22 protein-coding genes are annotated in these 24,682 nt (G+C 55.3%); 14 read left to right on the top strand and 8 right to left on the bottom strand.

All coding sequences use genetic code 11. The features are described from left to right. Window positions 1-58 precede the first annotated feature (58 nt). Window positions 59-961 carry a LysR substrate-binding domain-containing protein gene (locus tag VGM55_RS17330; RefSeq protein WP_154185850.1) on the bottom strand — a complete coding sequence of 301 codons (903 nt, stop codon included), beginning with the start codon at window positions 959-961 and terminating at the stop codon, window positions 59-61. Between the two features lie 123 nt (window positions 962-1,084). On the opposite strand from VGM55_RS17330, the gene VGM55_RS17325 reads away from it, so the two are divergent. Further along, on the top strand, window positions 1,085-1,936 hold the full coding sequence (locus VGM55_RS17325) for an MBL fold metallo-hydrolase (RefSeq protein ID WP_154185852.1): 852 nt from the start codon (window positions 1,085-1,087) through the stop codon (window positions 1,934-1,936). Here VGM55_RS17325 and VGM55_RS17320 read toward each other — a convergent pair. Next, window positions 1,912-2,844: a LysR family transcriptional regulator gene (locus VGM55_RS17320; RefSeq protein WP_331636141.1), complete on the bottom strand. Its 933-nt coding sequence runs from the start codon at window positions 2,842-2,844 to the stop codon at window positions 1,912-1,914. The genes VGM55_RS17325 and VGM55_RS17320 overlap by 25 nt on opposite strands. A 93-nt stretch (window positions 2,845-2,937) precedes the next feature. Here VGM55_RS17320 and VGM55_RS17315 point away from each other — a divergent pair, with 93 nt between their 5' ends. After that, window positions 2,938-4,077: a DSD1 family PLP-dependent enzyme gene (locus tag VGM55_RS17315; protein ID WP_331636140.1), complete on the top strand. Its 1,140-nt coding sequence runs from the start codon at window positions 2,938-2,940 to the stop codon at window positions 4,075-4,077. A gap of 42 nt (window positions 4,078-4,119) precedes the next feature. On the opposite strand, the gene VGM55_RS17310 is transcribed toward VGM55_RS17315, so the two are convergent. Beyond that, on the bottom strand, window positions 4,120-5,190 hold the full coding sequence (locus tag VGM55_RS17310) for a methyltransferase (RefSeq protein WP_154185856.1): 1,071 nt from the start codon (window positions 5,188-5,190) through the stop codon (window positions 4,120-4,122). A 369-nt stretch (window positions 5,191-5,559) separates the two neighbouring features. On the opposite strand from VGM55_RS17310, the gene VGM55_RS17305 reads away from it, so the two are divergent. Beyond that, a complete protein-coding gene (locus VGM55_RS17305) occupies window positions 5,560-5,727 on the top strand; it encodes a YnfU family zinc-binding protein (RefSeq protein ID WP_331636139.1) in 168 nt (55 codons plus the stop codon). Between the two features lie 156 nt (window positions 5,728-5,883). Next, window positions 5,884-14,451, top strand: a complete 8,568-nt coding sequence (locus VGM55_RS17300) for a GH36-type glycosyl hydrolase domain-containing protein (protein ID WP_331636137.1) — start codon at window positions 5,884-5,886, stop codon at window positions 14,449-14,451. A gap of 21 nt (window positions 14,452-14,472) precedes the next feature. On the opposite strand, the gene VGM55_RS17295 is transcribed toward VGM55_RS17300, so the two are convergent. Continuing rightward, window positions 14,473-14,706, bottom strand: a complete 234-nt coding sequence (locus VGM55_RS17295; RefSeq protein WP_154186305.1) for a hypothetical protein — start codon at window positions 14,704-14,706, stop codon at window positions 14,473-14,475. Between the two features lie 161 nt (window positions 14,707-14,867). Between VGM55_RS17295 and VGM55_RS17290 the strand changes: the two genes are divergently transcribed. Together VGM55_RS17290 and VGM55_RS17285 are read left to right on the top strand one after the other, a co-directional pair. After that, window positions 14,868-15,137, top strand: a complete 270-nt coding sequence (locus VGM55_RS17290; protein WP_331636136.1) for a hypothetical protein — start codon at window positions 14,868-14,870, stop codon at window positions 15,135-15,137. Between the two features lie 297 nt (window positions 15,138-15,434). After that, entirely contained in the window at window positions 15,435-16,352 is a 918-nt protein-coding gene (locus tag VGM55_RS17285; RefSeq protein WP_154185862.1) for a hypothetical protein, read from the top strand. A 66-nt stretch (window positions 16,353-16,418) separates the two neighbouring features. On the opposite strand, the gene VGM55_RS17280 is transcribed toward VGM55_RS17285, so the two are convergent. Beyond that, window positions 16,419-16,574: a ClbS/DfsB family four-helix bundle protein gene (locus VGM55_RS17280; RefSeq protein WP_154185864.1), complete on the bottom strand. Its 156-nt coding sequence runs from the start codon at window positions 16,572-16,574 to the stop codon at window positions 16,419-16,421. A gap of 29 nt (window positions 16,575-16,603) precedes the next feature. After that, window positions 16,604-17,236, bottom strand: coding sequence for a TetR/AcrR family transcriptional regulator (locus VGM55_RS17275; protein WP_154185866.1), 633 nt, complete (start codon window positions 17,234-17,236; stop codon window positions 16,604-16,606). Between the two features lie 193 nt (window positions 17,237-17,429). Between VGM55_RS17275 and VGM55_RS17270 the strand changes: the two genes are divergently transcribed. Both VGM55_RS17270 and VGM55_RS17265 read left to right on the top strand, forming a co-directional pair. Next, window positions 17,430-18,518, top strand: coding sequence for an AbrB family transcriptional regulator (locus tag VGM55_RS17270; protein WP_154185868.1), 1,089 nt, complete (start codon window positions 17,430-17,432; stop codon window positions 18,516-18,518). A 4-nt stretch (window positions 18,519-18,522) separates the two neighbouring features. Then, window positions 18,523-18,834 (top strand): hypothetical protein, encoded by a 312-nt coding sequence (locus VGM55_RS17265; protein WP_154185870.1) that lies wholly within the window; start codon window positions 18,523-18,525, stop codon window positions 18,832-18,834. A 353-nt stretch (window positions 18,835-19,187) separates the two neighbouring features. Here the strand turns inward: VGM55_RS17265 and VGM55_RS17260 are convergent, their stop codons facing one another. Continuing rightward, window positions 19,188-19,532, bottom strand: coding sequence for a hypothetical protein (locus VGM55_RS17260; protein WP_331636135.1), 345 nt, complete (start codon window positions 19,530-19,532; stop codon window positions 19,188-19,190). 255 nt (window positions 19,533-19,787) lie between these two features. Between VGM55_RS17260 and VGM55_RS17255 the strand changes: the two genes are divergently transcribed. Together VGM55_RS17255 and VGM55_RS17250 are read left to right on the top strand one after the other, a co-directional pair. Next, entirely contained in the window at window positions 19,788-20,234 is a 447-nt protein-coding gene (locus tag VGM55_RS17255; RefSeq protein ID WP_331636134.1) for a DUF3290 domain-containing protein, read from the top strand. Window positions 20,235-20,242: 8 nt separating this feature from the next. Continuing rightward, window positions 20,243-20,878, top strand: coding sequence for a DUF421 domain-containing protein (locus tag VGM55_RS17250; RefSeq protein WP_154185873.1), 636 nt, complete (start codon window positions 20,243-20,245; stop codon window positions 20,876-20,878). Window positions 20,879-20,984: 106 nt separating this feature from the next. On the opposite strand, the gene VGM55_RS17245 is transcribed toward VGM55_RS17250, so the two are convergent. Continuing rightward, window positions 20,985-21,896: a LysR family transcriptional regulator gene (locus VGM55_RS17245; protein WP_154185875.1), complete on the bottom strand. Its 912-nt coding sequence runs from the start codon at window positions 21,894-21,896 to the stop codon at window positions 20,985-20,987. A 118-nt stretch (window positions 21,897-22,014) separates the two neighbouring features. On the opposite strand from VGM55_RS17245, the gene VGM55_RS17240 reads away from it, so the two are divergent. The 4 genes from VGM55_RS17240 (at window position 22,015) to tnpC (ending at window position 24,652) form a co-directional block, all read left to right on the top strand. Beyond that, window positions 22,015-22,323, top strand: a complete 309-nt coding sequence (locus VGM55_RS17240) for an AzlC family ABC transporter permease (protein WP_331636132.1) — start codon at window positions 22,015-22,017, stop codon at window positions 22,321-22,323. Window positions 22,324-22,397: 74 nt separating this feature from the next. Further along, window positions 22,398-22,691, top strand: coding sequence for an IS66 family insertion sequence element accessory protein TnpA (gene tnpA / locus VGM55_RS17235; RefSeq protein WP_289777073.1), 294 nt, complete (start codon window positions 22,398-22,400; stop codon window positions 22,689-22,691). After that, a complete protein-coding gene (gene tnpB, locus VGM55_RS17230) occupies window positions 22,685-23,023 on the top strand; it encodes an IS66 family insertion sequence element accessory protein TnpB (protein WP_331636131.1) in 339 nt (112 codons plus the stop codon). The genes tnpA and tnpB overlap by 7 nt, the downstream gene beginning before the upstream one ends. 63 nt (window positions 23,024-23,086) lie before the next feature. After that, on the top strand, window positions 23,087-24,652 hold the full coding sequence (gene tnpC / locus VGM55_RS17225) for an IS66 family transposase (RefSeq protein WP_414648287.1): 1,566 nt from the start codon (window positions 23,087-23,089) through the stop codon (window positions 24,650-24,652). Window positions 24,653-24,682 lie beyond the last annotated feature (30 nt).

The following is a 24,682-nucleotide window of genomic DNA, read 5'->3' as shown; positions in this document are numbered from 1 at the left end:
GATCTTTTCATTCAGGCCAAACGTTATGAACAGAACATCATAGGTGACGTGAATAACCTTAGATGAATGTCCCTGTTTGCGTATTTATTTCGGCCAGCAGCCAATGTTCAAAATCTCTTAATGCGGAGTCGTTGATTCCCGTTTCTGCCGGTTTAACAAAACAGAATTTTTTATTCAACGAGTCCGATTCCGGCCAGGGCGCGACCAGCCTTCCGTTGTCGAGTTCTTGTGCAACGTACATGCGCGGCACCAGGGCAACGCCCTGCCCGGCCAATGCGGCAGCAATGGCCATCTCATGAAGATCGTACCGGGCGCCCTGCGCCAGATTATCAAGGCTTATTCCCGTTTCCCGGGCATAGTGATGCCATGCGTCCGGGTTCAATCGTCGGTGAATTCTTGGCAAATCATTCAACTGTCCCTTTCCCTCATGGCCTGTTAACAAAGCCGGGTGGCAGACGGGAACCAGTTTTTCCTCAAAGAGGAATTGCACGCGCATCCCGGCCCACGCGGCATGCTCAAAATGCACGACGGCATCAAAACCGCTTCCGCTCAAAACGAAAGGATCGGTTCTGGCGGCAATATTTAGCGTGATGTCCGGATGTAAGGCGGTAAAACGGCTCAGCCGGGGGATAAGCCATCGGCTCGAAAATGTCGGCAGCGCGGCAATATCCAGGCTCCTGCTGTCCCTGGGCATACCCATTATGTATTGAGTATCTCTTTCAATTCGCTCAAGCGTTTCGCGAACATGAGAGGCATAACGCGCCCCGACAGGGTTGAGTTTTACGCGGCTCCCTGCCCGGTCAAATAATCGACAGCCCAGTAAAGATTCAAGGCGTGCAATCTGGCGGCTAATAGCCCCTTCTGTCAGCGAAAGCTCCTCGGCGGCTCGGGCAAAATTACCGTGACGGGCAGCCGCCTCAAAAGCCTGCAGGGATGTACTGCTGGGAATTTTTCTACGCATACGCCTCCAGGAACCGGACGGGCAATGAACGCTCAATGACTAAATATCACTGAGCGATGAAATAATATCGATTCATTCGCGAAAATACAGCCGGTAGCATGATAAAAAATCACTGAGGTCTGTATGAAACATTTATATTTTCCATCCTGCCAGATTGGCGATTTTCTGGTTACCGCCCTAAGTGATGGCGCTATGCCAGCGAGCCTGGATTTACTTTCTGGCATCGACATCTCTGAAGCAGAAGCCATCCAGCAAAGTGCTGGCCTCGCTGAGCCTGGCCATATTCATATCAACTGTTACCTGATTCGCGGCAAGGGGCGAATTCTTCTGGTGGATACGGGTACTGGCGGGAGGAACAATGTGGGCGGGCAACTGAGAGCCAACCTTGCGGCTCTTGAGATCTGCCCTGATGATGTGGACGCGGTCGTGTTAACGCACTGCCACCCCGACCATATTGGTGGCCTGCTGGATGCTGAAGGAAACCCTGTCTATCGACAGGCGGAACTTCATCTGCACCCTCTTGAAGCAGATTACTGGCGGGATGATGAAAAACAAACAGGCGCTAACGAGCGGGGAAAACTTAACTTCAGGCTGGCCCGCCAAACACTTGAGGCGTACGCATCAAGTCTGCGTTTTTTTACCGGGGGTGAAATCACAGCGGGCATTCTCCCGGTTTGGTTGCCTGGCCACACGCCCGGCCACACCGGCTTTCGCATCGATGCGGATGATAAAAGCTTACTCATATGGGGGGACATCGTTCATTACCCCCACATTCAGTCGGTGCAGCCCACCGCCTCCATTCTCTTTGACGTTGACCCGGTGCAAGCCGAACAAACGCGGAAAAATGTGCTGAAACTGGCTGCAAGGGAAAAACTGCTTATCGCAGGCATGCATCTGGACCAGACAGGGTTTGCCACCCTTAGCAGGGTTGATGATGGGGGCCCTACTTCCTATGCCCTGACTGCACAGGGATGAGCGCATTCGCCCCAGGGTTTGCCAGAAATTCGCGCCTTAAGCAGCTCGATAAATCTTTGCGCCCTGGGGCTTCTTTCTGCCTGCGACGCGCCGCTCAGCGCCACGATGTCGGCATCCGGCAGCGTATATTCCGGCAGGAGTCTCACCAGCTCGCCGCGGTGAATTTGCGGCAGCACATCCCATTCGGAGCGCATGATGATTCCCCTGCCCGCCAGCGCCCACTCTTTGACCACACGCCCCTCGTTGCTCGACAGCTTTGGCGTAATACGCTGCGGGCAGTCCCCTTGTGGGCTGGAAAAACGCCACAGCGTGACGTCTTCGCTGTTTTCCCGCAGCGCAATACAGTCGTGCTCCACTAACTGTGCTGGCGTCAGCGGCCTGCCTTTTCGGCTGAGGTAATCCGGTGAAGCACAAACGAAGCGTTGGTTCGGCGCAAGTTTAATGCAGTGCATGCTGGAGTCGCGCAGCTCACCGATAAAAATCACCAGGTCCCACTTGTGCAGCGTGGCCCAGTGCGGGTCATCGGACAGCGTTAGCTCCACTTCGAGGTTTTCATGCTGCGCGGCATACTCCCCCAACAACGGCGCGATATAGTCATTGCCAAATCCCAGCGGGGCCAGCACGCGCAGCTTGCCTCTTACCTGCTGCCGCCGGTCATCCAGTGCCGCCTGTAATCCCGCCAGCTCGGTAAGAATTTTCTCCGCCCGGCTCAGCAGCAGCGAGCCTTCATCGGTGAGCGAAACCTGCCGCGAGGGCCGCAAAATAAGATCGACGCCCAGTCTTTGCTCCAGCCCTCTCAGACGCTGCGTGACTGAGGGCGGCGTGACGTTCAGCGCCCTTGCGGCGGCAGCCAGCGTGCCGTGGGTGGCGATAGTGCGGAAGAAAGAGAGATCGTCGCTACTTATCATTAACCTGAAACCTAATCATTCATTGCTTTTATATTAATTTATACCTAATCAGACGAATGGCAACATAACCTCTCACACAACAGGAGAGCCGCTATGCCCGCTGACTGGATAACCACCCTTGATACCCCTTTTTTACTGATTGAGAAAAGCAAATATCTGCTCAACATTGAGCGGCTTTATTCCCGCGTTGACGCCCTGGGAAGCGTGGTCCGGCCGCACCTTAAAACGCTGCGTTCCATTGAGGCCGCACGTTACCTGCTTAAACAAAGTGATTCTCCGGCCACGGTTTCGACGCTCGCCGAGGCTGAGTCATTTGCTGCCGCGGGCTACACGAATCTGCTTTACGCCGTCGGCATTGCGCCCCATAAACTCCCTCGCGTTGCGGCGCTGATGAGCAAAGGCGTGAATATTCATATTCTGCTCGACAGCGAACGGCAGGCCGACGCCGTGGCCGCATTTGGTAAAGAGCATAGACTCAAATTTTCGGTGTTTATTGAAGTGGACTGCGACGGCCATCGCGGCGGATTACCGCCGGATAGCGATGCCCTTCCAGACCTGGCACGTATTATCGAAAAAAGCGGTTCGACGCTAACCGGGCTGTTGGCTCACGCCGGTGAATCCTACAACTGCCGCACGGAGGACGCGATTTTAGCCGCTGCCCGAGCCGAGTGCGCCGCGATCAAAACCGCCGGTGAACGCTTACGCACACACGGTTACGCCTGCCCGGTGTTAAGCGTGGGCGCCACGCCGACGGCCCACTTTGCGGACGATCTTACCGGCATCAGTGAAGTCAGAGCCGGGGTGTTTACCACCTTCGACCTGGTGATGAAAAACGTCGGTGTCTGCCGCCTGGAGGATATTGCGATTAGCGTCGTCGCCACGGTGATCGGCCACAACAGGGAGAAAGGCTGGGTATTTATTGATGCGGGCTGGATGGCGCTTTCCAGAGACCGGGGAACCGCCCCCCAGAGCGAAGACTATGGCTACGGCCTGGTTTGCAACCTGAACGGTGAACCGTACGAAAATCTTCTGGTCACGACCACCAACCAGGAGCACGGCATTATCACTTTGCCGCCGCAGTCAGCTTTTGAGGTCGATAATTTCCCCGTTGGCAGCCGGGTGCGTATTCTGCCCAACCACGCCTGCGCCACCGCCGCCATGCACCCGCAGTACCACGTCCTCAGCGAAGATGGCCAGGGGCATGAACTGTGGCAGCGGATCGTCGGCTGGTAGGGGTATGGCAGGCCTGCAACGCGACGGGCCTGCCGTTTAGCGCTAGCGCGGTTTAACCACCAGCAGGGTATGGAACCCCGGCGTTTTTATCAGACGATCGATACGTAAATCAGCCTGCTCCAGCAGGCATTGGTATTCGGCTTCGCTGCGTTCCCGGCCGGTCAGGAAGGTAAGCATCACCAAATCAAGAAATTTAGCGTAATCCGGCTGATTACGGCCGGTAAGCAGATGTTCGAAAATCAGCAGTTGCCCGTCGGCGTGCATCGCCTTGCGGCACTGACGTAGGATCAGCAGCGCCTGTTCATCTGACCAATCGTGCAGAACGTGCCGCAGAATGTAGGTATCCGCTCCGGCAGGAATATGACTAAAGAAATTGCCGCCCTGCCACGCCAGGCGCGGGTTTAGCCTGTCGGCCTGCTTCTCCACCTCGGCAATCACTTCCGGCAGGTCGAAAATCGTCCCCTCAAGCTGTGGGTTGGCGTCCAGAATGCCCGACAGGAATTTACCCAGCCCGCTGCCAATATCAAACAGCTTCCCGGCCTGGTTGAAGTCAAACGCCGCCAGCGCATCCTCAATGCCTGAAGCAGAATAGGAGGTCATGGCGCTGGCGAACACGCCTCTGGCCTCGGGTTGCTGGCCCAGATAGTCGAAAAACGACTGCCCGTAGAGTTTATCAAACACCGGGCCGTCTTCCGCCAGCGCAACGTCAAGCTGTTCAAAGCAGCGGTTAACCTGCTCCGAGCCCATAAAGCAGGCCCAGCCGTGCAGGGAATCTGGCCGGTCAGTCACTAACATGGCGCTAAGCGGCGTGTTGCGGTAGCCCGCTTCGGTTTCAAAAAAGATCCCGCAGCTGGCGAGCGCACGAAGCAGACGCCTGAGTGACTCGGGCTGGCATTGGCTTTGCTGCGCCAGGCTGGTCAGACTCAGCGTTTGCTCGCCAATCATATCCGCCAGCTTTAAGCGTGCTGCGGCGGTGACGGAATGCACCAACAGAGATTGCATCCCCAACAGCGCAAGCAGCTGGTTACGCGGCGTGGAAGCCATAGGATCGCTAAACGGCTGCCCGGCACTCAGGCCGTTTGCAGCAGGGAAGTTTACAAGAGTGTCGCTCATACAGAATTGGCCTGAAAGAATGCAGAAACCGTGGGTGAAATGGCTCGTTAAGGCCGTGAAAGATTAACGACGCCGTACATCTGCTTATCCTTGCAGGGGAAAGATCCTGAACAGAAAAAGAGCGCGAAAACAGACTAAAAATGGATTTAAAATAGATGGTTAGGAACCTGTCGGCTGGCGCTGGCGACAAGCTATATCACGTCAGAGGCAGTGGATAATAGCGTTTGCTTATGCTTTGGGGTAAAGCTCAGCGGCGCATTGTCGCCAGTGCATGTCATCAGCCCGCGCGGCCAGCAATAGCATGATTAACTGCGCAACTTTTAATCACTCGTGATAAGGTAAAGCACATTCATTGAAAGGTTAATCATCATGTCTTTTATCGATTACGCAATGAAGTTCATCGCTGGTGGGTCGGCAACCACCACGATCGCCTGCCCGATATGCGGGTTTAAGTCCACGCAGCCCCGTTCAAAAATTCGTCTGAAGCAGGCAATGCTTTGCCCCGGGTGTAAATCCCTGTTTGTCGCGCCCCGCTGATCCTCAGGCGTGCCGTCTTACAAAACCCGTGGTCTATACTTAAAGACCGTTACCGCAGCTGTTGAATCCCTGATGCCTCACGCCCATCCTGAGAGAACGTTTCTGAACTGATTTCGCAACTGCTCCTGCGCGTTCACGTCGCATCAGAGCAACCCTATGAAAATGAACCCCAAGGCGTGGCTTAGCCGCTCCCGTACCCAGTCAACCGCCCCCGGACTCGTCCCGTTCCCGGCCAACGATACTGCGGTTGAATCCGAACTCTTTTCCACGCCGCAAATGGAACGCTACGGGCAGAAACTCGCCCGTTCGCATAAGTTGTCCCCTGACAGACAGCCTTATTACCTGCTAAAACGCCTTGGCGACAATGAGGCGGTTATTACGCAAAACTGCTACCTGCTCAATGCCGGGAAAAAAGCCAGCGTGATGCCCGCCGGCGAATGGCTACTGGATAATTACTACCTGATTGAGGAGCAGATCCGCATCGTTCGCCAGCATCTGCCGAAAAACTTTGGCAAGGGGCTTCCGGCGCTGGCGCCGCCGCATCATTGTCCGCGTATTTATGATATCGCGGCCGAGGCAATTGCTCACGGAGACGGGCGCTGGGATGCGGCCAGCCTGACCAGCTATATCACCGCCTACCAGCAGGAAACCCCGCTTACGCTGGGGGAAATCTGGGCGTTACCCGGCATGCTGCGACTGGCCCTCATCGAGAATCTGCGCCGGGTCAGTATCGAGGTGATAAAAGCCCAGCAGGAACGCAACCTGGCCGACGGCTGGGTCAGCCGGATCTTCGAGTGTGCGGAAAATGCCCCCGCCGATGTGATCATGGTGGTCGCCGACATGGCGCGTTCCCACCCGCCGTTGAGCAGCGCCTTTGTCGCCGAGCTGGTCCGCCGCCTGCAGGGGCGCGGTAATATGCTGGCGCTCCCGCTGAGCTGGGTTGAACAGCGTCTTGCCGAACAGGGCGTCACAACCGATACCCTGATCCATAAATTCAATCAGCAGCTTGCCGCCAGCCAGCTCTCCGTCAGCAACAGCATTGCGGGTTTACGTTTACTGGGCGAAACCAGCTGGGAGGATTTTGCCGAAGCCATGAGCGTGGTAGAACAGACGCTGCGTCTGGATCCTGCCGGTATTTATCCCCTGATGCACTTTGATACCCGCGACCATTATCGCCACGTTATTGAGATCCTCGCCAGGGACAGCCGCTTTAGCGAACCGGAAGTCGCCCAACGCGTGCTGGCCCTGACCCGGCAAGCGCCACCTAACACGCCGGGTCACCATATTGGCTACTTTCTGATGGGAGAAGGCCGCCAGCGCCTGGAAATCCAGCTGTCGGCAGATACTTCACTGCTCATCCGCCTGCGGTACAGCTTCACCCAAATCCCCCTGCTTTCGTGGCTTGGCAGCCTGGGTTTAATGACCACTGCGGCGACGGCTGGCATCCTTCACCAGACCGCGCAGCAGGGAATGCGCTGGCTGCTTATCCCTCTGGCGTTACCGCTGATCGCGGTGGTAAGCCAGGTCGTAAGCGACCTGCTGAGCGAGGCAACCACCCGCTTTCGTACCCCGCGGCCGTTGCCGCGAATGGATTTTTCTGCCGGGATCCCGGCGGATTCCGCAACAATGGTAGTGATCCCCTGCCTGCTGACCAGCCGCGAAAGCATCAGTAAACTCGTCACCAGTCTTGAGGTTTGCCGGATCGGCAATCCGAGCGAAAATCTCAGCTTCGCCCTGTTGACCGACTTTACGGATTCGACGCATGAAGACTCGCCGGAAAACGCAGCCCTGCTTGCGCTGGCCCGCTCACAGATAGAGGATCTCAACCGGCGTAACCCGGCGAGCCGCCCGCGCTTTTATTTGCTTCACCGGGCGCCGGAGTGGAACGCACAGCAAAAAGTGTGGATGGGCTATGAGCGCAAACGCGGCAAGCTGGCGTTGCTAAATAGTTGGCTACGCCACCCCGAGGCTCAGTTTTCCAGCGTTGCCGGTCTGCCTGCCCACCAGCTACCGGAGCGCATCAAATATGTCATTACGCTGGACAGCGATACGCTCCTGCCCCGCGACACCGCGCATAAGCTGGTCGCGACGATGGCTCACCCTCTGAACCGCCCGCAGTATGATCCGCTGCGCCAGCGGGTGGTCAAAGGATACGGCATTTTGCAGCCCGGGCTGGCGGAAGAGATGCCGCGCAACGGCCAGGGGCGCTATGCCGCCATGCGCAGCAGCGTACCGGGTAACAACCCTTATTCGATGATGTCATCAGATATCTATCAGGATCTCTTCGGAGAGGGATCGTTTGTCGGCAAGGGCATTTACGATGTCGATATTTTCGTGCAGGCCACGCAAAATACCTGTCCCGAAAATCTGGTACTCAGCCATGATTTGCTGGAAGGCTGCTATGCCCGTTCGGGGCTACTGAGCGAAGTCTTGCTGTATGAGCAATATCCGAATAACTATCTGTCGGACGTCGCGCGCCGCACTCGCTGGATCCGCGGCGACTGGCAATTGCTCAACTGGCTGAAGCCGCGCGTCAGGAAAGCAGATGGCACCCGCGATAAAAACCACTTATCCGCCCTCTCTTACTGGAAATTATTCGATAACCTGCGCCGCAGCCTCGTCGCCCCCTCACTGCTGGCGCTGCTGTTTTGCACGCTGTTGTGGATACCCAATCCGCTTTACTGGCTGGGCGTTCTGGCGCTGGCGTGGCTCCTGCCAACGGGCCTGGCCGTCGGACAGGATCTGCTCAGTAAACCGGCCCGCCGGCCTGTGGGACGGCACCTGCTGCAGGTCGCGACCGGGGCGCTGAAGCGGTTTTCCCGCATCGGCTTGAATATCGTCACGCTGCCACATGAGGCCGGATACTCGCTGTACGCTATTACCGTGACCTTGTGGCGGCTGGGGGTTAGCAAGCGCAACCTTAACCAATGGGCCAGCTTCAGTCCGGACAATGAGCCGTCAAAAATCTCCCCGCTGCGCTTTTACCGTGCCATGTGGCTGAACCTGACCAGCGGCGTAGCCTTAACGGTTCTGACCGCGCATTTTTCCCCGTCGCTCTCGATCATCGCGCTGCCGCTGAGCATTGCCTGGTGCCTCGCGCCGCTGTTGCTGAGTTGGATGAGCCGTCAACCTGTGCGTCACACATTTTCAGCGAATAAAGAGCAGACGTTGCTGCTACGCCAGACCAGCCGTGAAATCTGGGCCTTTGTTGAAACCTTTGCGACGGCGGAGGAAAACTGGCTGCCGCCGGATAACTACCAGCAAATCCCTCAGCCGGTAGTTGCACACCGCACCTCACCCACCAACATAGGCCTCTCGCTACTGGCTAATCTTACCGCCTGGGATTTTGGCTACCTGCCGTCCGGAGACGTTCTGCAGCGTATAACCCTCACGCTGGACTCGCTGGATAAAATGGAGCACTTCCGCGGCCATTTATATAACTGGTACGACACCCGGACCCTCGCCCCGCTTACTCCACGCTATGTCTCAAGCGTCGACAGCGGCAATATGGCGGGTCATTTACTCACGCTGCGTGAAGGGCTGTCTGCCATGCGCGATCAGCCGATATTAAACCCGGCCCGGCTGCTGACGGGGCTGGACGACACGCTGGGGATTCTGGAAAAACACTGGGGCCAGAATGCCCCAACCGGCCTGCGGCTGCTGCGCAAACATTGCCTGAACGCAGCCTCTTTGCCGCCCGCCCGGCTGTTAACCGAACTCAAAAATATGCGCAGTCAAAGCAATCACCTGTCTGCGTCGTACCATCAGGACAACCCGCTGGTGCTACGCTGGCTCGACCATTTACAGCGCCAGTTGGTGCAGCTCAGCCATGAATGGTCGCACCTGCTGGGCTGGTTACCGCAGAGCTATGGCGATCGGGCGCTGCCGTCTCTGAGCTGGCTTGCCCGGGCGAAATTTACCGGCGAAGGCACCCCCCCGGCCTCGGCTATCGCCCAGGCGCGTATGCGGCTGGACATCATTACCGAGCTTGAGCAGCGGCTGAGCGAGCATGCACGAATGGACTTCACCTTCCTCTACAGCGAAGTCACCAGCCTTCTCAGCATCGGCTACAACTGCGACAGCAATACGCTGGATAAAAGCCACTACGACCTGTTGCCCTCTGAAATTCGCCTGACCAGCTTTCTGGCCATCGCCACTAACCAGCTACCGCTTAAAAGCTGGTACGCGCTGGGGCGGCTGTTCACCACCATTGATAACGAAACCGCGTTGATGTCCTGGAGCGGCTCGATGTTTGAGTACCTGATGCCCAACCTGGTGATGCCCACCTGGTCCGGTAGCCTGCTTGCCGAAATGAGCCAGTCGGCGGTAATGCGCCAGATCCACTGGGGAAAAGAGCGCGGCGTACCGTGGGGGGTATCTGAGTCCGGCTACCACGCGTTTGATGTTCAGCAAAACTATCAGTACCAGGCATTTGGCGTACCCGGTCTCGGCCTTCGCCGCGGACTGGCCGACGATATGGTGGTTGCCCCTTACGCCACGCTGCTGGCGCTGATGATTGCCCCGCAAAAAGCCTGTGAAAATCTGATCAGGCTGGAAAAAAACGGCGCGCGCGGGGAGTACGGTTTCTATGAGGCGCTGGACTATACGCCATCTCGCCTGGCGACCGGGCAGCTGTACGCCGTAGTGCAGTCATGGATGGCGCACCATCAGGGCATGGCCTTTCAGGCGCTGGCCCATGTGCTACTTGACGCCCCGATGGCGGACCGCTTTATGTCGAGCTCCGCTTTCCGCTCGGCAAGCCTGCTGCTTCAGGAGCGGGTGCCGGATTCGGTCGACCTATACAGCCCACGCCGCCATTTTGAGTCCCATGAAGGGAGAGTGAAACCGGTTCGCTATGACCCGCGAATCTTCACCTCGGCCGACGGCCCGGTGCCCGAGGTTCAGTTGCTGTCCAACGGACATTATCACCTGATGATGACCCCTGCGGGCGGAGGCTATAGCCGCTGGAACGGCCTTGCTCTCACCCGCTGGCGCAGCGATAGCACCCGCGACAACTGGGGGGCATTCTGCTACATCAGCGATCCGCAAACCGGCGAGGTGTGGAGCAACACCTGGCACCCCATGGGCGACACCAACGCCAGCGATGAAGCGATCTTTACCGATGCCGGCGCGGAATTTAAACGTACCCTCGGTACGCTCGGCGTCAGGACGCAGGTGGTCGTATCACCCGAAGACAATATTGAGCTACGGCGGATCACGCTATTGCACCGGGGCCGTCAGGCTCGCACGCTGGATCTGACAACCTACGCAGAAGTGGTGCTGGCTCCCGCCGCGAGCGATCTGGCGCATCCGGCGTTCAGCAATCTGTTTATCCAGACCGAGCTGGTACCCGCCCAGGACGCTATTTTGTGCCACCGCAGGCCACGCTCCCCGGACGAAAAAAGCCCCAGCCTGTTCCACATGATGGTCGTGCATGGCAGTAACCGCAAAAGCGTGTCGTTTGAAACCGACAGAGCAAAATTTCTTGGGCGCGGCAGGAGTACAGCAGATGCCCTGGCTGCAGGAGCGAATGGGCCACTGAGTAACAGCTCGGGCCCCGTGCTGGATCCCATCCTGGCGATCCGCCAGTCCATCACCCTGCAGCCCGGGCAGCCGGTCACCGTTGATATCGTTTACGGCATCAGCGAAAACCGCCAGCAAAGCCTGGCGCTGCTGGAAAAATACCGCGATCACCCCATCGCCGACCGCGTCTTCGAGCTGGCCTGGTCGCACAGCCGGGTGGTCTTACGGCAAATTAACGCCAACGAAGATGATGCAGCCCTGTTTAACCGGCTCGCCAGCGCGGTGCTTTACCCCAGCCCGGAACTGCGTGCTGACGGCCAGGCCATCAGCCGCAACCGACGCGGCCAGTCCGGCCTGTGGGGTTGGGCAATTTCCGGCGACCTGCCGATTGTGCTGCTCAGCGTCACCAGCGAAGAGAGTATTCTCTCTATCACCACGCTGATTCAGGCTCACCGCTACTGGCGGCTAAAAGGACTGGAGGTGGATCTGGTTATCCTGAATGACGGTCCTGGCGGCTATCAGCAGGTGCTGCAAAACCAAATTATGGACCTGATTTATGCCGGATCCGAAGCCAGCCTGCTGGATAAGTCGGGGGGGATTTTTGTCCGCAATGGCGAGCATCTTTCCGCCGAAGACAAACTGCTGCTGCTAAGCGTGGCGCACCTGTATCTGGATGACCACGCGGGCGGGCTTAATGAACAGCTCGATCGCCGCATTCATATTGTCAAAACGGCGCCGAGGCCGTTTATTCCGCACGTTGCTCCGGGCGTCAATCAGCATCGTCCCTGGTCGCCGGATACCAGTCAGCTGCTGCATTTTAATGGTCACGGCGGCTTTTCTCCGGACGGCCGCGAGTACCAGATAGTGCTGGTGGAAAACGCGCCCACGCCCGCACCGTGGTCCAACGTGTTGGCGAATCCTGATTTTGGCAGCGTGCTGTCAGAGGCCGGGCAAGCCTACAGCTGGTATGAAAATGCCCATGAATACCGGTTAACGCCGTGGGAAAACGATCCGGTCAGCGACCGCAGCGGCGAAGCGTTTTATCTGCGCGATGAAGAAACCGGCGCGTGCTGGTCACCGACCACCCTGCCGATACGCGGCCAGGGGGACTACCTGACCCGCCACGGTTTCGGCTACAGCGTATTTGCCCACCGCGAGGACGGCATAGACAGTGAACTCACGGTGCTGGTCGCCGAACAGGCCCCGGTTAAGCTCGCGATCCTGACGCTCAGTAATAACTCAGGACGCACCCGTAAATTGTCCGTCACCGGTTATGTCGAGTGGACGCTCGGCGAATCTCGTACCCGCTCCGCTCTGCACATCGTGACCCAGGCGACCAGCCTCACCGGCGGCTGCGGCATTATGGCGAATAATTTTTACGGCGGTAACGGTGCCGGACGCACGGCATTTTTTGCCGTTACCGGCCCCCATTGTTCGCTGACGGGTGACCGCCGCGAGTTTATCGGCCGCAATGGTTCCCTGAAAAATCCGGCGGCAATGCGCCTGCGCAGGCTGTCTGATAAAACCGGTGCCGGGTTCGATCCCTGCGGAGCGGTGCAGTCCGCGGCAACGTTAATCGATGGCGATCAAAAGACGTTTATTTTCGTGCTGGGCGTTGGTGAGGATCAGGTTCAGGCCCAGGCGACGCTCGCCCGCTATCTGAATGAAGATGCCGCCCGCGAAGCGCTGAGCAACGTTCACCGCTACTGGCACAACCTGCTGGATAAGATCGTGGTCGACACGCCGGATAGCAGCGTTAATTTACTGGTAAACGGCTGGCTGCTCTACCAGACCATAGCCTGCCGCCTGATGGCGCGCAGCGGCTACTACCAGTCCGGCGGCGCGTTTGGCTTCCGCGATCAGCTGCAGGATACGCTGGCCCTGAGCCACGCCGCGCCGGAACGGCTGCGCGAACAAATTGTACTCTGTGCATCCCGGCAGTTTATTGAGGGTGACGTCCAGCACTGGTGGCACCCGCCTCACGGCAACGGGGTACGCACACGCTGTTCGGATGACTACCTCTGGCTCCCGCTGGCCGTTTGTCACTATGTGGCAACCACGGGAGATAACGACGTGCTGGAACAACGCATTCCTTATCTGGAAGGCCGCCCGCTCCAGCCAGGCGAAGAGTCCGTTTACGATAAACCCGTCACCAGCGCCTGCGAAGAGACGCTGTGGCTACACTGCGTAAAAGCCATTCAGCACGGGCTGCGGTTCGGGCAGCATGGCCTGCCGCTGATGGGCGCCGGTGACTGGAATGACGGCATGAACCGGGTCGGCATCGAAGGGAAAGGCGAAAGCGTGTGGCTGGGGTTCTTCCTGTACGACATTTTGCAGCGCTTCGCCGACCTTGCGGAACAGCGCCGGGACGAAGGTGTCGCTTCCCTGTGCCGCACGGAAGCGTTGCGTTTGCAGAGACAGCTTGAGGCCACCGCCTGGGATGGAGAATGGTATCGACGCGGGTATTTTGACGATGACACCCCTCTTGGATCGAAAGCCTCGCAGGACTGCCGGATTGACGCCATCGCGCAAAGCTGGTCGGTGCTGGCTGGAGCCGCCAGTCCGGCGCGCAGCGAGCAGGCCATGCTGGCCTTAGATAAGCACCTGGTGGATGAGGATGCCGGCTTGATTAAACTGTTAACACCGCCGTTCGACGGTCACGGGCCAAACCCGGGCTATATTCAGGGTTATCTGCCGGGCGTGCGGGAAAACGGCGGGCAATACACCCACGGCGCAATCTGGGCGGTAATGGCTTTTGCCCGAATGGGCAATACCGAGCGAGCCTGGGAGTTATGGTCGCTTATCAATCCAATAAATCACGCGCGGAATGCCAGCGAGATGGGAAGATATAAAGCGGAGCCTTATGTGATGAGCGCGGATGTTTATAGCGTCGCGCCGCATACCGGACGCGCCGGGTGGAGCTGGTATACCGGCTCAGCCGGCTGGGCCTATCGCCTGCTCACGGAGGAACTGCTGGGGATCAAATGCTACGCCACCGCCTTCACCGTTCACGCACAGTTGCCGCATCACTGGCCGTCTCTTAGCATCACTTATCAACATGGCTCAGGTCAGTATCAGATAACGGTGACGCGTGACGGCGGAGGTTACCGGGCCGCGCTGGACGGCGTCATACTGCCGAATGACAGCATTCCGCTGCTGGATGACGGGCAAAACCATCGGGTTGATATTCTTCAGCCCTGAGGCGGGATCGCCACTCGCGCATTAACGCCTGCCGTTGATGCGCTGGTTGTCTCTGAGCACGTCAATCGCGGTTTGCATGGCGACTTTATCATCCCGGCCTTTTTGCCTGACCTGCATCACCTGCAAATATTCCAGTAGCGTGCGGGTATTGATGGGGCGCTCCTGCTTGCTGACGGCCAGGACGGCTTCACCAAGAATGATTTTTACCGGCGGCAGTTGGGCGGGGTACCAGTCGAGGGTGTCTTCAGATTTCATCATAAAATTCTCACGGAAGGGTATTATATCATAAATACCCCCGATTTCCCGCGCCAGCCCGGCACAAAAGCGAACATAAAAATAATGTAAACAGAATGTTGTGAAATAAAGGCGTACAATAGATCCCCCTCCCTTGCCGTATTTTTATAAAGGTGAACATTATGAATACCAGGGAAACTGTTTTTATCGAAGGAAATGTCCTTGCCAACCGGTTGATCGGCGAGAAAAGGCAATCTTATTATATTCACCGGGTGATGTTCGGTAATGGCAAGTACGCCATCGTCCGGGCGCAATCAAGCACCTGCTTTCCCCCTGGCGAGAGCCTTCAACGACGCGATTGCGAATGGTTTTTTGAAAATAAAAAAATACGCCTGCTGCCCTTTCAGTACATTAACGAAAGTGAATCAATGCGGCGTCTCACTGAATATTAATCAGACGTTAATTTTTATTCACGCGCAGCTTAACGTGCAGGAAATTTTCCCTTTATAGCCGGGGAGATATCCGGCTAAAGCACGCCTGTCGGCTGCGTCACCGGGCCACCGTCTGGTGATACACCGCCAGAATAAATTAGGAATAAAGAGAATTGCACTGCAATTTTTGATTTTTTCTCATCATATGCGGTATAAATCAAGTCATAGTGATACAGAGAATGGCTGTGTGACCCTGCGTAACTTTATATACAGGAATACAGGTCCATAAAGTAACAAACGTAAATCAGGGAGGATGACATGTCTTCAGGATTAAAAATGTTCTTCGCTCGCCATACGGCGAAAAACAATCAGCTGCTTTCAGTGGCAACCTTAGGGCCTGGCGATCGTGACTTTCTTGTTTGCCAGTTCTGCAAAGCCAAAGTGGCCTTCGTTAATACATACCAGCGGTCGGGAAGAACCGTTGCGGCCTATTTAAGATTATGGCCTGGCGTGGAGCACTCGATTAATTGTAAGAACGTTCTGAAAGACTCCGTTAAACAACTGGTTGCGGACTCACGCAATACAGAACAAGCTAATGATATTTTTCATGCGCAGAGCGACGGATTTATTTTCAGAATGAATGTCTTAGTCGATGCAGAGCATGAAATGCGTCGTGCAGAGAAAAACCTTGAGGAGGCGAAGGATCCCGCTGACAAAGAGCGGAAACGTACGCTCTATCAGAGCACCCAAAAACGTATTTCTGACTATTTTAACTCCGCTGCGGGCATTGCCAAAATACGCGCAAGGATTGAAGATAGCACAGATAAAAAAGCGCTGTCTGAAATGGTGAAAATTGAGTTTAATAAGCAGCACATTCAATGGAATGACTTTTTCTATGAAGAACAACGTTATCCCGCATTATTTAAAAAAGCCGCCCAACTTAAACACCCAGTTGCCATCTTGCTTACCGTAAAGACAGCTGCAAAATTGATTCCCACAGCGAAAAAGCCCTTTTTCTCTCTGAAAGGTGAAGTTGCAGAAGAGAAACAGACGGAGCGTTTCGCCCCGGCGATCAATACCCTCGCCGAAGAGTTACTCAGCAACTTTTCCCCGGAGGACGAGCTCATCGTGGTGGGACGAGTGCAGGTCAGTACCAAAGAGTGGCAAAGCCTGCTTTATAAAAACCTTACCTTCTGGATTGCCCATAAAAAGCAGGTTACCAAAATTAGTGAATAACCGGTGAAGCAATCTTAGTTTACCGCTTTATAATTTAACATCATGCGCTTTTGCCCATTTTCTGATTTAGCCGTTTGCATTCGCGTAAGGGGGTGAGGTGTTGAAAGAGATAATCCTCCCCCTTGCCCATTTACCGTACCAGGGCGAACGATAAAGCACTTCGTCGCTGCGCTCACTCACCAAATAAACAATGTTTTCCTTTAGCGCCTGAAGTGCTGCCATTCGCTGCTCAAAAACTAAACTGACCGTAGTCAGCGTAAAATTTTCGTGGGGTTCGTCTTCGCCCTTTCCGTTGAAAGGTACAAAACCAGCAGCGCCTGTGCCTCATCAAGTACCGCTTTACGTTCATCTGCATTCTGAAGATTCGAGGCGGCTGCGCCTTTAAGCACTTGCAGGATAACGATGGTCATCAGGCTGGCACGTGCCGACGGTAAAGCCGGAATAACGACCTGAAGCGCTCTGGAGAACCCGCCGCGCATGGCATCCCTGAACTGCAGGCGGGCAGCCTCATGCTCCCTGCGCTCCTCCACCAACCGTAGGGCAAACGTTCGCTGCGACTGAAGCGAAAGCACAAATCGGGTGAACAAGTCGGCCGCCGTGGCGATGTCAACCCCGGCAACATCCTTCTCAAGCGCCTCCAGCCTGTCAATAACCTCCCGGGTGTACTCAAGCAACAACGCATCGGCCAGCGACTCTTTGTTCGGGAAGAACCGATACAAAGAGCCGATGGCGGTGCCGGAGCTGGCGGCTATCTCCGTCATAGTGACGGCATCAAAGCCTTTCTCGGCGAAAAGCCGGGTCGCCGCTTCGGTAATGGCCGCAACGCGGAGATGGCCGCGTAGCCTTTTAGGCTGAGTTGCTGCTAAAGGTGCTGGTTTTGTCATAAAAATATTTCGTTTCAGTCCGCTAACATTTGATTGCATAACGCCAATTGAGATATGCGAGGATATCCTCTATCATCTACTTTTATGAGAGGACATCCTCGCATAACTCAACTCCCCATGAGTTTAAGCCAGCGCTCGGGCGCGAGCCAGCTTAAACCCAATTTTATTCCGCGCCGCTGACGGTTAGAGAACGATGAAAAATAAAGACCCGGAGACACCAAACGGCCAACGCCTGCTGTCCCCCCAGCGCATGCAGTGGGCCAGCCTTGTTATAGCTTCAGGACTGTGCGGGCTGCTGCTCAGCTGGCTTAACATTCCTGCCGCGCTGCTGCTGGGGCCAATGATAGCCGGGATCATCGTCTCACTTAACGGCGCAAAAATTCAGCCGCACGGCACGCTGTTCCTGCTTGCCCAGGGCATTATCGGCTGCATGATCGCCGGTAAGATGCCCCTCACCCTCAGCGCGACCTTCGGCTCCCACTGGCTGCTTTTTATCGTCTGCGTTTTTTCGGTTATTTTTGTGTGCATGCTGCTCGGCTGGATCATGACCCGAATGCGCATTCTGCCCGGTACCACGGCGTTATGGGGGCTAAGCCCCGGCGCGGCAACGGCAATGACGCTGATGGCCGAAGCCAACGGCGCAGACGCGCAGCTGGTGGCCGCCATGCAGTACCTGCGCGTCATGATGGTCGCGGGAGTGGCATCCGTGTTAATGAAAGTCTCAGGTACCCATGTCCCTCCTTCTCCGGCGGCGGTCAGTCTCTTCGCTCACGGCTCATACCTCGCGTTGGCAAAAACCTTCGGGCTGATTATCATCAGCTGTATCGCGGCCAAAGTCTTACGCCTTCCCGCTGGCGCCCTGCTTATCACGCTGGTTGCCGGCGTGGTGCTCTCACAAAATCAATGGATGGAAATAGCGCTACCGCAGTGGGTGCTGGTGCTCGCCTATACCATCGTCGGCTGGCGGATCGGGCTTAAATTCACCCGCCCGTTACTGAAACATGCGGCAAAGGTGCTGCCGCGCATCGCCGTCAGCATTGCTATCCTGATAGCCCTTTGCGGGGTGATGTCGGCCTGCCTGGTGTTTATCGCCGACGTTGATCCGCTCACTGCCTATTTAGCGATGAGCCCTGGCGGCGCGGATTCCGTGGCGATCATTGCCGCGTCCAGCAAACACATCGATATCGCCTTTGTGATGTCGATGCAGATGACCCGCTTCATTATCCTGGTCGCTTTCGGACCGATCATCGCTAACCTAATGAAAAGACACGCCGGGAAATAAAAAAATGCCTATCGCAATGAATCTGTTTATTGGGGCTTTACTGTGCAACGCGATTCCGCATCTGGTTTGCGGCCTGACGGGGGAGCGCTTCCCGACGCCGTTTGCCAGACCACGAGGCATTGGCCTGTCCCCGCCGGTGGTAAATTTTGTCTGGGGCGCGTTCAACGCCCTTATCGCCCTGCTGTTGATCTCCAGCGCTGATGCCCATTTTGCGCAAGCCGATGATCTTATCCCGGCGGCAATCGGATTTGCAGTGATGGGCCTCTATCTTGCCCTCCATTTTGGCAAGGTGAAGCAGAGGCAAAAACAACCCTAATAGCCCCGCGGGCATTCGGCACCGCGTCCCTGAGTCCGTTGCAGCCGGGGTGCGGAACGCTTCTGGCTGCCCCTCTTCCCCGTTAACTTATTAATGAGGTCATTATTTAATAGCGCTCGTCATACCTTAAATCCCGCCAGCTACCGTACACACAGCGCTATATATTTAGCATCGTTATTAGTTGCGGGTAATTCATCAACAACGCTCAGCACATGGAATCAATCGTCCGTGGCCCACTGCGGTATTTTTGATAAAGCGGCGAGACTCCCTGCTGTAACCGATTGGTCCTGGGTTATTTCAGGTCTAACAAATGTACTACTCTACCGGCACTGGCTTTAAGAGTCCGGCAATAATTAACGTGAAGCTGAACGCCGCTTCATTACTTCTTTCACATAATATTCAATAGCAATGTGATTCTCCCTGCTTACTTGCGCAATGAACGCCTGCAAAAAATCTAACGTAGCGTGAAGCGTATTCGCGACAAGATCATCGAAGTCACTTTGCGTGAACGGGTCGTTGCCGCTTATCTTTGAATACTGTAACAATGTGTGGGCAGTGGTTTCGAGAACGGCGCGTCTGTAATCATCCGCAAGCAGAACGTCCAGATCTGCCTGGCGGATCTGAAACGTGAAGCTATAGCTGATAAAACCTGAATCGACAGGCAGTGAGTAGGTCAGCCGGTCACCCTGCTGTTCCACATGAGGTTCATACCCTTCCCCATTAACCGTACGGGTTGCATAGCTGCCCTTCTGCTTTTTTAACTATTTAATCTTCTTCGCGAGATATACTGCCCATTAAGGCCTCTCCTACTTATCCTGGCTTCAGGGAAAAAAGTCAATGACAAACCTCGAGTGATATCAGATAATTATCATTCAAGATCAGAAAGCAGATTGATAATAACTTACTATAATTAGCAAAACAGAAAATCTAAAACAACCAGGAATGGTGTCTATATGAATTTTTATGGGATTAATTATCTACAAACGCAGTCTAATCTAAATGATTACTTAAAATACATTGTTATTTTCAGCACGTTATTTGTTTTAATCGTTGCTTTCAGCTTGTATATGCGTCACCGCCTGCAGACCAAGTATCGAGACTTAACGATTATTGCCTTCTTGTTTTTGCTTTTCATTTCTGGCGTGCAGTATGCAGATTATACCGACAGTCAAAACCTACACTCAAAATCATCGCAAATGGTAAATTTCGTCAGGCTGTTATCAAAAGAAAAAAATGCAGATATAAACTCTATTTTTTCCAGCTCGGTGCAATTGTCGGATGGCGTCATCGTTAAAGTCAAAGATCGCTATTATCGTGTAAACTTAAGCGCAGATCAACAGACCTATAGCTTAGAGGAAACCTGGTTAACGAACCCGGATATCACCATTATTAAGAATTGAGGAACCACATGATTATATACACACCTATTATAATAAAATTGGGGCTGGGCATCCTTTGTCTGATTGTACAAATAAATCTCATGGGGAAAGGCAACCTGGCCCCGTCGTCTGCGATGGATCAGGTTCAGAACTATGTTTTAGGCGGCATTATCGGCGGCGTGATTTACAATGAATCTATTACGGTACTGCAATTTGTGCTGGTATTAATTATCTGGACTCTGCTGGTGTTTGTCCTTAAGTTCTTAAAGGAGAATAATCGCTTCGTAAAACGGATCATTGATGGCAAACCTATTACTCTGGTACATAATGGCAGCGTTGATGTTAAGGAATGCTTAAGAAATGGTGTCTCTGCCAATGACTTAATGTTTAAATTAAGAGCCAATGGCATTTATGAAGTGGAACAGCTAAAACGCGTAGTTCTCGAGCAAAATGGGCAACTGACGATTATCCAAAGCGGCGATGAAAACATTCGTTATCCAATAATAGTAGATGGCTTAGCGAACCATGATCTGCTTGAGATCATTAATAAAGATAAAGAATGGTTAGAGGCAAAAATTGCGGAACAAGGCTTCAGTAAAATCAGTGAAGTCTATTTAGGTGAATATTTGTCTGGCAGAATTAATTTGTACGGCTATGCAAGATAGCCGCCAAATTCACGTCTGATGAGCCATCTGGGCGGTTTTGATAATGTACTGATTTCACAGAGTTTGATCGCCAGGGAAAGACTCATTTCACCTATGCGTTGCCACTTTACGTCGGGTCAATTAGCGTGTCGTTAACGTCCTGGTGCGGAACAGCGATCGCCGCCGTTCTCAGCGTCTTAAGCAGAAGCTCATAAAGGCTCCCCACTGCCGCAGAGTCTTTTGAGGCGCGGCTTCGGTACAGGGACACCGCCATCGGTTCGAGAGGCCCTAATGCTTGTTCCCCGCCCAAAATTTCGAGGTGGGAAGGCACGCTGCACTGGGTCAGCACGGCAACGGCGAGTCCACTTTCTACAGCGGCAAGTTGCCCCGAGAGGCTCGAGCTATTATAAACCACTTTATATCTGCGCCCCTGCAATGCTAACGAGTTGATAGCACTGCGTTTTGCCAGGCTTTCGCTCTCATATACCGCAATCGGCAACGGGTCCCGGCGCCAGACTTCAAATTGCGGAGAACCCACCCAGACCATAGGCTCGTGAAATAAGAGCGTTCCCTGGTTGGGGTGCTCCCTGGATACCAAAGCCAAATCTAAATCGCCGCTCTCAATACGGGGAATAAGCGACGTCGATTGCTCGCAGCTTAACTCGATTTCTACCGAGGCAAAATTTGGCGCAAACCGCTTGAGCACAGGCGTCAGGTATTTTGCGGCATAATCGTCAGGTACGCCCAGGCGAATACGTCCGGTGAGTTCCTTGCCGTGAAATGCGGCCTGAGCCTCAGCATGCAGATCCAGCATACGCCGCGCATATCCCAACAATTTTTGTCCGTCCGGCGTGAGCTGATTCTGCCGGGGGCCCCGCATCAGGAGCTGGCATCCCAAAGCAGACTCCAGCTTTTTAAGCTGCATGCTTACCGCTGACTGGGACCGGTGCACTTCAGGTGCGGCCGCAGAAAGCGAGCCGGCATTCACTACCGCCACAAAGCATTTGAGCCAGTCCATCTGCAGATCCTGATACGTCATTCTCGCCCCATTATTTGATTATCAAATAGTACAAATCACTATTATGCGATTTCTTAAATCCACTGGTAAAGGCATAGTGCAACTCTTCATCGCTGTAGGGTTAAGCAGAGGTATGACAATGCCCAGCAACAATACCAGGTTATGCCAGTTAGACAGGAGTCTCATCGGTTCGGGTTTTCGCCAGCTTGTGCCGGTGTCCATTTTTGTCGCTATTTTCGGTGCGGCTTTTGGCTTGGCCGCGACGCAGAAAGGCTTGAGCCACTCAACCACGGTCATGATGAGTTCACTGGTTTTTGCAGGCTATGCCCAGTTCGCCGTCCTCGATCTTTGGGGAGCTCAAATGCCTGTGCTCACAATGATAGTGACCGTATTTGCCATTAATGCCAGACATCTGCTTATGGGCGCGACGTTGGTAAACGCGCGGTGAACTCACCTTGTTGAATTTCCCGCCATTCGGCAACCTCATCACTACCGGACAGTAACTGAAAATGAGGCTCTGCCATGCAATATGCTTCCCGACAACAGCAGCAACAGCACGTCACTCAGTGGAAAAACAGCGGGCTTTCCCGCGCACAATATGCCCGTCAGCATCAGATTTGCACCAAAACCCTTACCCGCTGGATAGCCCGGTGGTCTCCCCCTGCACTGCCAGCTTCGGGCCCGCTTATTCCCGCCGTTATCATCCCGGGGCCTTCTCCCGGTACCGCCAGCGTCACCCTGAACCTGAAATGCTGTTCCGTTACCTGCCTGCCCGGTCAGCTACCGGCCATCATGGAGGTGCTCAACCTGTGCTGACTCCTGAAACTCTCTGGCTGGCACGCGACCCCGTTGATATGCGTCAGGGTATTGATACCCTGACGCGTCTGGTCGACGCCCGTCTGGCTGTGACCCGGGATACCGGCACCGCAGTGGTCTTCTGCAATAAAGCCCGCTCGCGTATCCGGGTTCTCCAGTGGGATCGGCACGGTGTCTGGCTCTGCACCCGCCGTCTGCATCAGGGCCACTTCACCTGGCCACGGGAGGGCGAAACCACATGGAGCCTCACCGCTGAGCAGTTTGCCTGGCTGACTAAAGGCGTGGACTGGCGTCAGGTTGACGGACACAGCCCGTCGGGCTGGGAAACCTGAGTCACGGGCATTAATCTGCGGATATAGCGTGATTGCTGGCCGTGATTATGCCATGCTCATCGTATGGATATCAGCACATTACCGGTTGAGCAGAGCCCCGACGAACTGCGCCAGATGGCACAGTGGTTACTCGCGGAACTGACACGTGAACGCGAAAAAAATCAGACGCTGCAACAAAAAATCCAGTCTCTGGAAGACGCCCTGAAGACCAGTCGTCGCTGGCGATTTGGCCGTAAGAGTGAAACCTTCCGGGGAGAAGAACGAAGTCTGGCCGAAGAAGATGTTGACGCCGATACGGCCGACCTTGAACAACAGCTGGCGACACTGTTACCGGAAGAGTCTGAAAAATCTCCTGCCTCCCCAAAACGCCAGCCTTTACCTGCAGAGGTTCCCCGTGAGGAGGTCAGGCTGGACCTGGACTGCCACGACTGCCCTGAATGTGGTCATATCCTGCGCCCCCTGCGCGATGAGGTCAGCGAACGGCTGGAGTATATCCCGGCCCGGGTGGTGGTACACCGCACGGTGCGCCCGCACTACAGCTGCCCCTGCTGTGAAACTGTCCACGCTGTTCCGTTACCGCCACAGCTTATCGAAAAAGGCCAGCCCGGGCCGGGACTGCTGGCTCAGGTCACTATAGCCAAAGCCTGTGACCACCTGCCGCTGTACCGTCAGCAGAAAATCTACCTGCGCAGTGGTATCGATATCCCCTGCAGCACGCTGGGCGGATGGTTCGGTGCTGTCGGGGGCGCCTTAAAACCTCTGGCAGATGCCCTGCGCCGGGACCTGCGGCAGCAACCGGTGCTGCAGGCGGATGAGACGCCGTTGCTGCTGCTCAATCCGGAAAAGGGAAAAAGCCAGAAGGGATACCTGTGGGCATATACCAGCGCAGCCGGCTCAGAGCGCAATATTGTGGTGTATGACTGCCAGCCCGGCCGTAGCGGGGAGTATGCCCGTGCGATGCTGGCAGGCTGGCAGGGCACGCTGGTCGTGGATGGTTATGCCGGGTACCGTGCCCTGTTCGATGAAGGTGGAGTGAAGGAAGCGGGATGCTGGGCCCATGTGCGGCGTAAGTTCTTCGAGCAGTATAAAGCCAGCGGCAGTCCGGTGGCAGCGGAAGCCCTGCAGACAATCCGCGAGCTGTATAAACTGGAGCGACGGATAAAAAAGCGTCCCCCGGAACAGCGACGACGATGGCGGCAACGTTATGCCAAACCACGACTGGCGGCTTTTGAAAGCTGGCTACGGATAAAACAGCAGAAGACGGCCCCCAACTCAGGAATACGCAAAGCCATCGACTATGCACTGAAGCGCTGGTCTGCCCTGCTGGCATATCTGGAAGATGGCAGGGTGCCGGTGGACAACAACCTGACGGAAAACAGAATACGACCGGTGGCGGTGGGGCGAAAAAACTGGCTCTTTGCAGGGAGTCTGCGTGCGGGTCAGCGGATGGCGGATATCCTGAGCCTGCTGGAGACGGCAAAATCGAATGGTCTGGAGCCGGGAGTGTGGCTGCGTGATGTGCTGACGCGGCTACCATCGTGGCCGAACAGCAGGCTGGATGAGTTGTTACCGTATGCCAGTAATCCCTTCAGTTACTCTCCCGGGAAACAGAAAGCCGAACTTACCTGATAGCGCAAGGTGAGTTCACCGCGCGTTTAC

The sequence above is a fragment of the Cedecea sp. genome, from assembly GCF_036500665.1.
Taxonomy (GTDB): Bacteria; Pseudomonadota; Gammaproteobacteria; order Enterobacterales; family Enterobacteriaceae; genus Cedecea.
The sequence above is the reverse complement of the archived record's forward strand: the minus strand, read 5'-3'. Positions and strand labels throughout refer to the sequence as shown.

Bases quoted from the DNA above. Each gene is read 5' to 3' on its own strand.
- VGM55_RS17330 (WP_154185850.1), bottom strand. From the start codon at position 961: ATGCGTAGAAAAATTCCCAGCAGTACATCCCTGCAGGCTTTTGAGGCG.
- VGM55_RS17325 (WP_154185852.1), top strand. From the start codon at position 1,085: ATGAAACATTTATATTTTCCATCCTGCCAGATTGGCGATTTTCTGGTT.
- VGM55_RS17320 (WP_331636141.1), bottom strand. From the start codon at position 2,844: ATGATAAGTAGCGACGATCTCTCTTTCTTCCGCACTATCGCCACCCAC.
- VGM55_RS17315 (WP_331636140.1), top strand. From the start codon at position 2,938: ATGCCCGCTGACTGGATAACCACCCTTGATACCCCTTTTTTACTGATT.
- VGM55_RS17310 (WP_154185856.1), bottom strand. From the start codon at position 5,190: ATGAGCGACACTCTTGTAAACTTCCCTGCTGCAAACGGCCTGAGTGCC.
- VGM55_RS17305 (WP_331636139.1), top strand. From the start codon at position 5,560: ATGTCTTTTATCGATTACGCAATGAAGTTCATCGCTGGTGGGTCGGCA.
- VGM55_RS17300 (WP_331636137.1), top strand. From the start codon at position 5,884: ATGAAAATGAACCCCAAGGCGTGGCTTAGCCGCTCCCGTACCCAGTCA.
- VGM55_RS17295 (WP_154186305.1), bottom strand. From the start codon at position 14,706: ATGAAATCTGAAGACACCCTCGACTGGTACCCCGCCCAACTGCCGCCG.
- VGM55_RS17290 (WP_331636136.1), top strand. From the start codon at position 14,868: ATGAATACCAGGGAAACTGTTTTTATCGAAGGAAATGTCCTTGCCAAC.
- VGM55_RS17285 (WP_154185862.1), top strand. From the start codon at position 15,435: ATGTCTTCAGGATTAAAAATGTTCTTCGCTCGCCATACGGCGAAAAAC.
- VGM55_RS17280 (WP_154185864.1), bottom strand. From the start codon at position 16,574: ATGGCAGCACTTCAGGCGCTAAAGGAAAACATTGTTTATTTGGTGAGT.
- VGM55_RS17275 (WP_154185866.1), bottom strand. From the start codon at position 17,236: ATGACAAAACCAGCACCTTTAGCAGCAACTCAGCCTAAAAGGCTACGC.
- VGM55_RS17270 (WP_154185868.1), top strand. From the start codon at position 17,430: ATGAAAAATAAAGACCCGGAGACACCAAACGGCCAACGCCTGCTGTCC.
- VGM55_RS17265 (WP_154185870.1), top strand. From the start codon at position 18,523: ATGCCTATCGCAATGAATCTGTTTATTGGGGCTTTACTGTGCAACGCG.
- VGM55_RS17255 (WP_331636134.1), top strand. From the start codon at position 19,788: ATGAATTTTTATGGGATTAATTATCTACAAACGCAGTCTAATCTAAAT.
- VGM55_RS17250 (WP_154185873.1), top strand. From the start codon at position 20,243: ATGATTATATACACACCTATTATAATAAAATTGGGGCTGGGCATCCTT.
- VGM55_RS17245 (WP_154185875.1), bottom strand. From the start codon at position 21,896: ATGACGTATCAGGATCTGCAGATGGACTGGCTCAAATGCTTTGTGGCG.
- VGM55_RS17240 (WP_331636132.1), top strand. From the start codon at position 22,015: ATGCCCAGCAACAATACCAGGTTATGCCAGTTAGACAGGAGTCTCATC.
- tnpA (WP_289777073.1), top strand. From the start codon at position 22,398: ATGCAATATGCTTCCCGACAACAGCAGCAACAGCACGTCACTCAGTGG.
- tnpC (WP_414648287.1), top strand. From the start codon at position 23,087: ATGGATATCAGCACATTACCGGTTGAGCAGAGCCCCGACGAACTGCGC.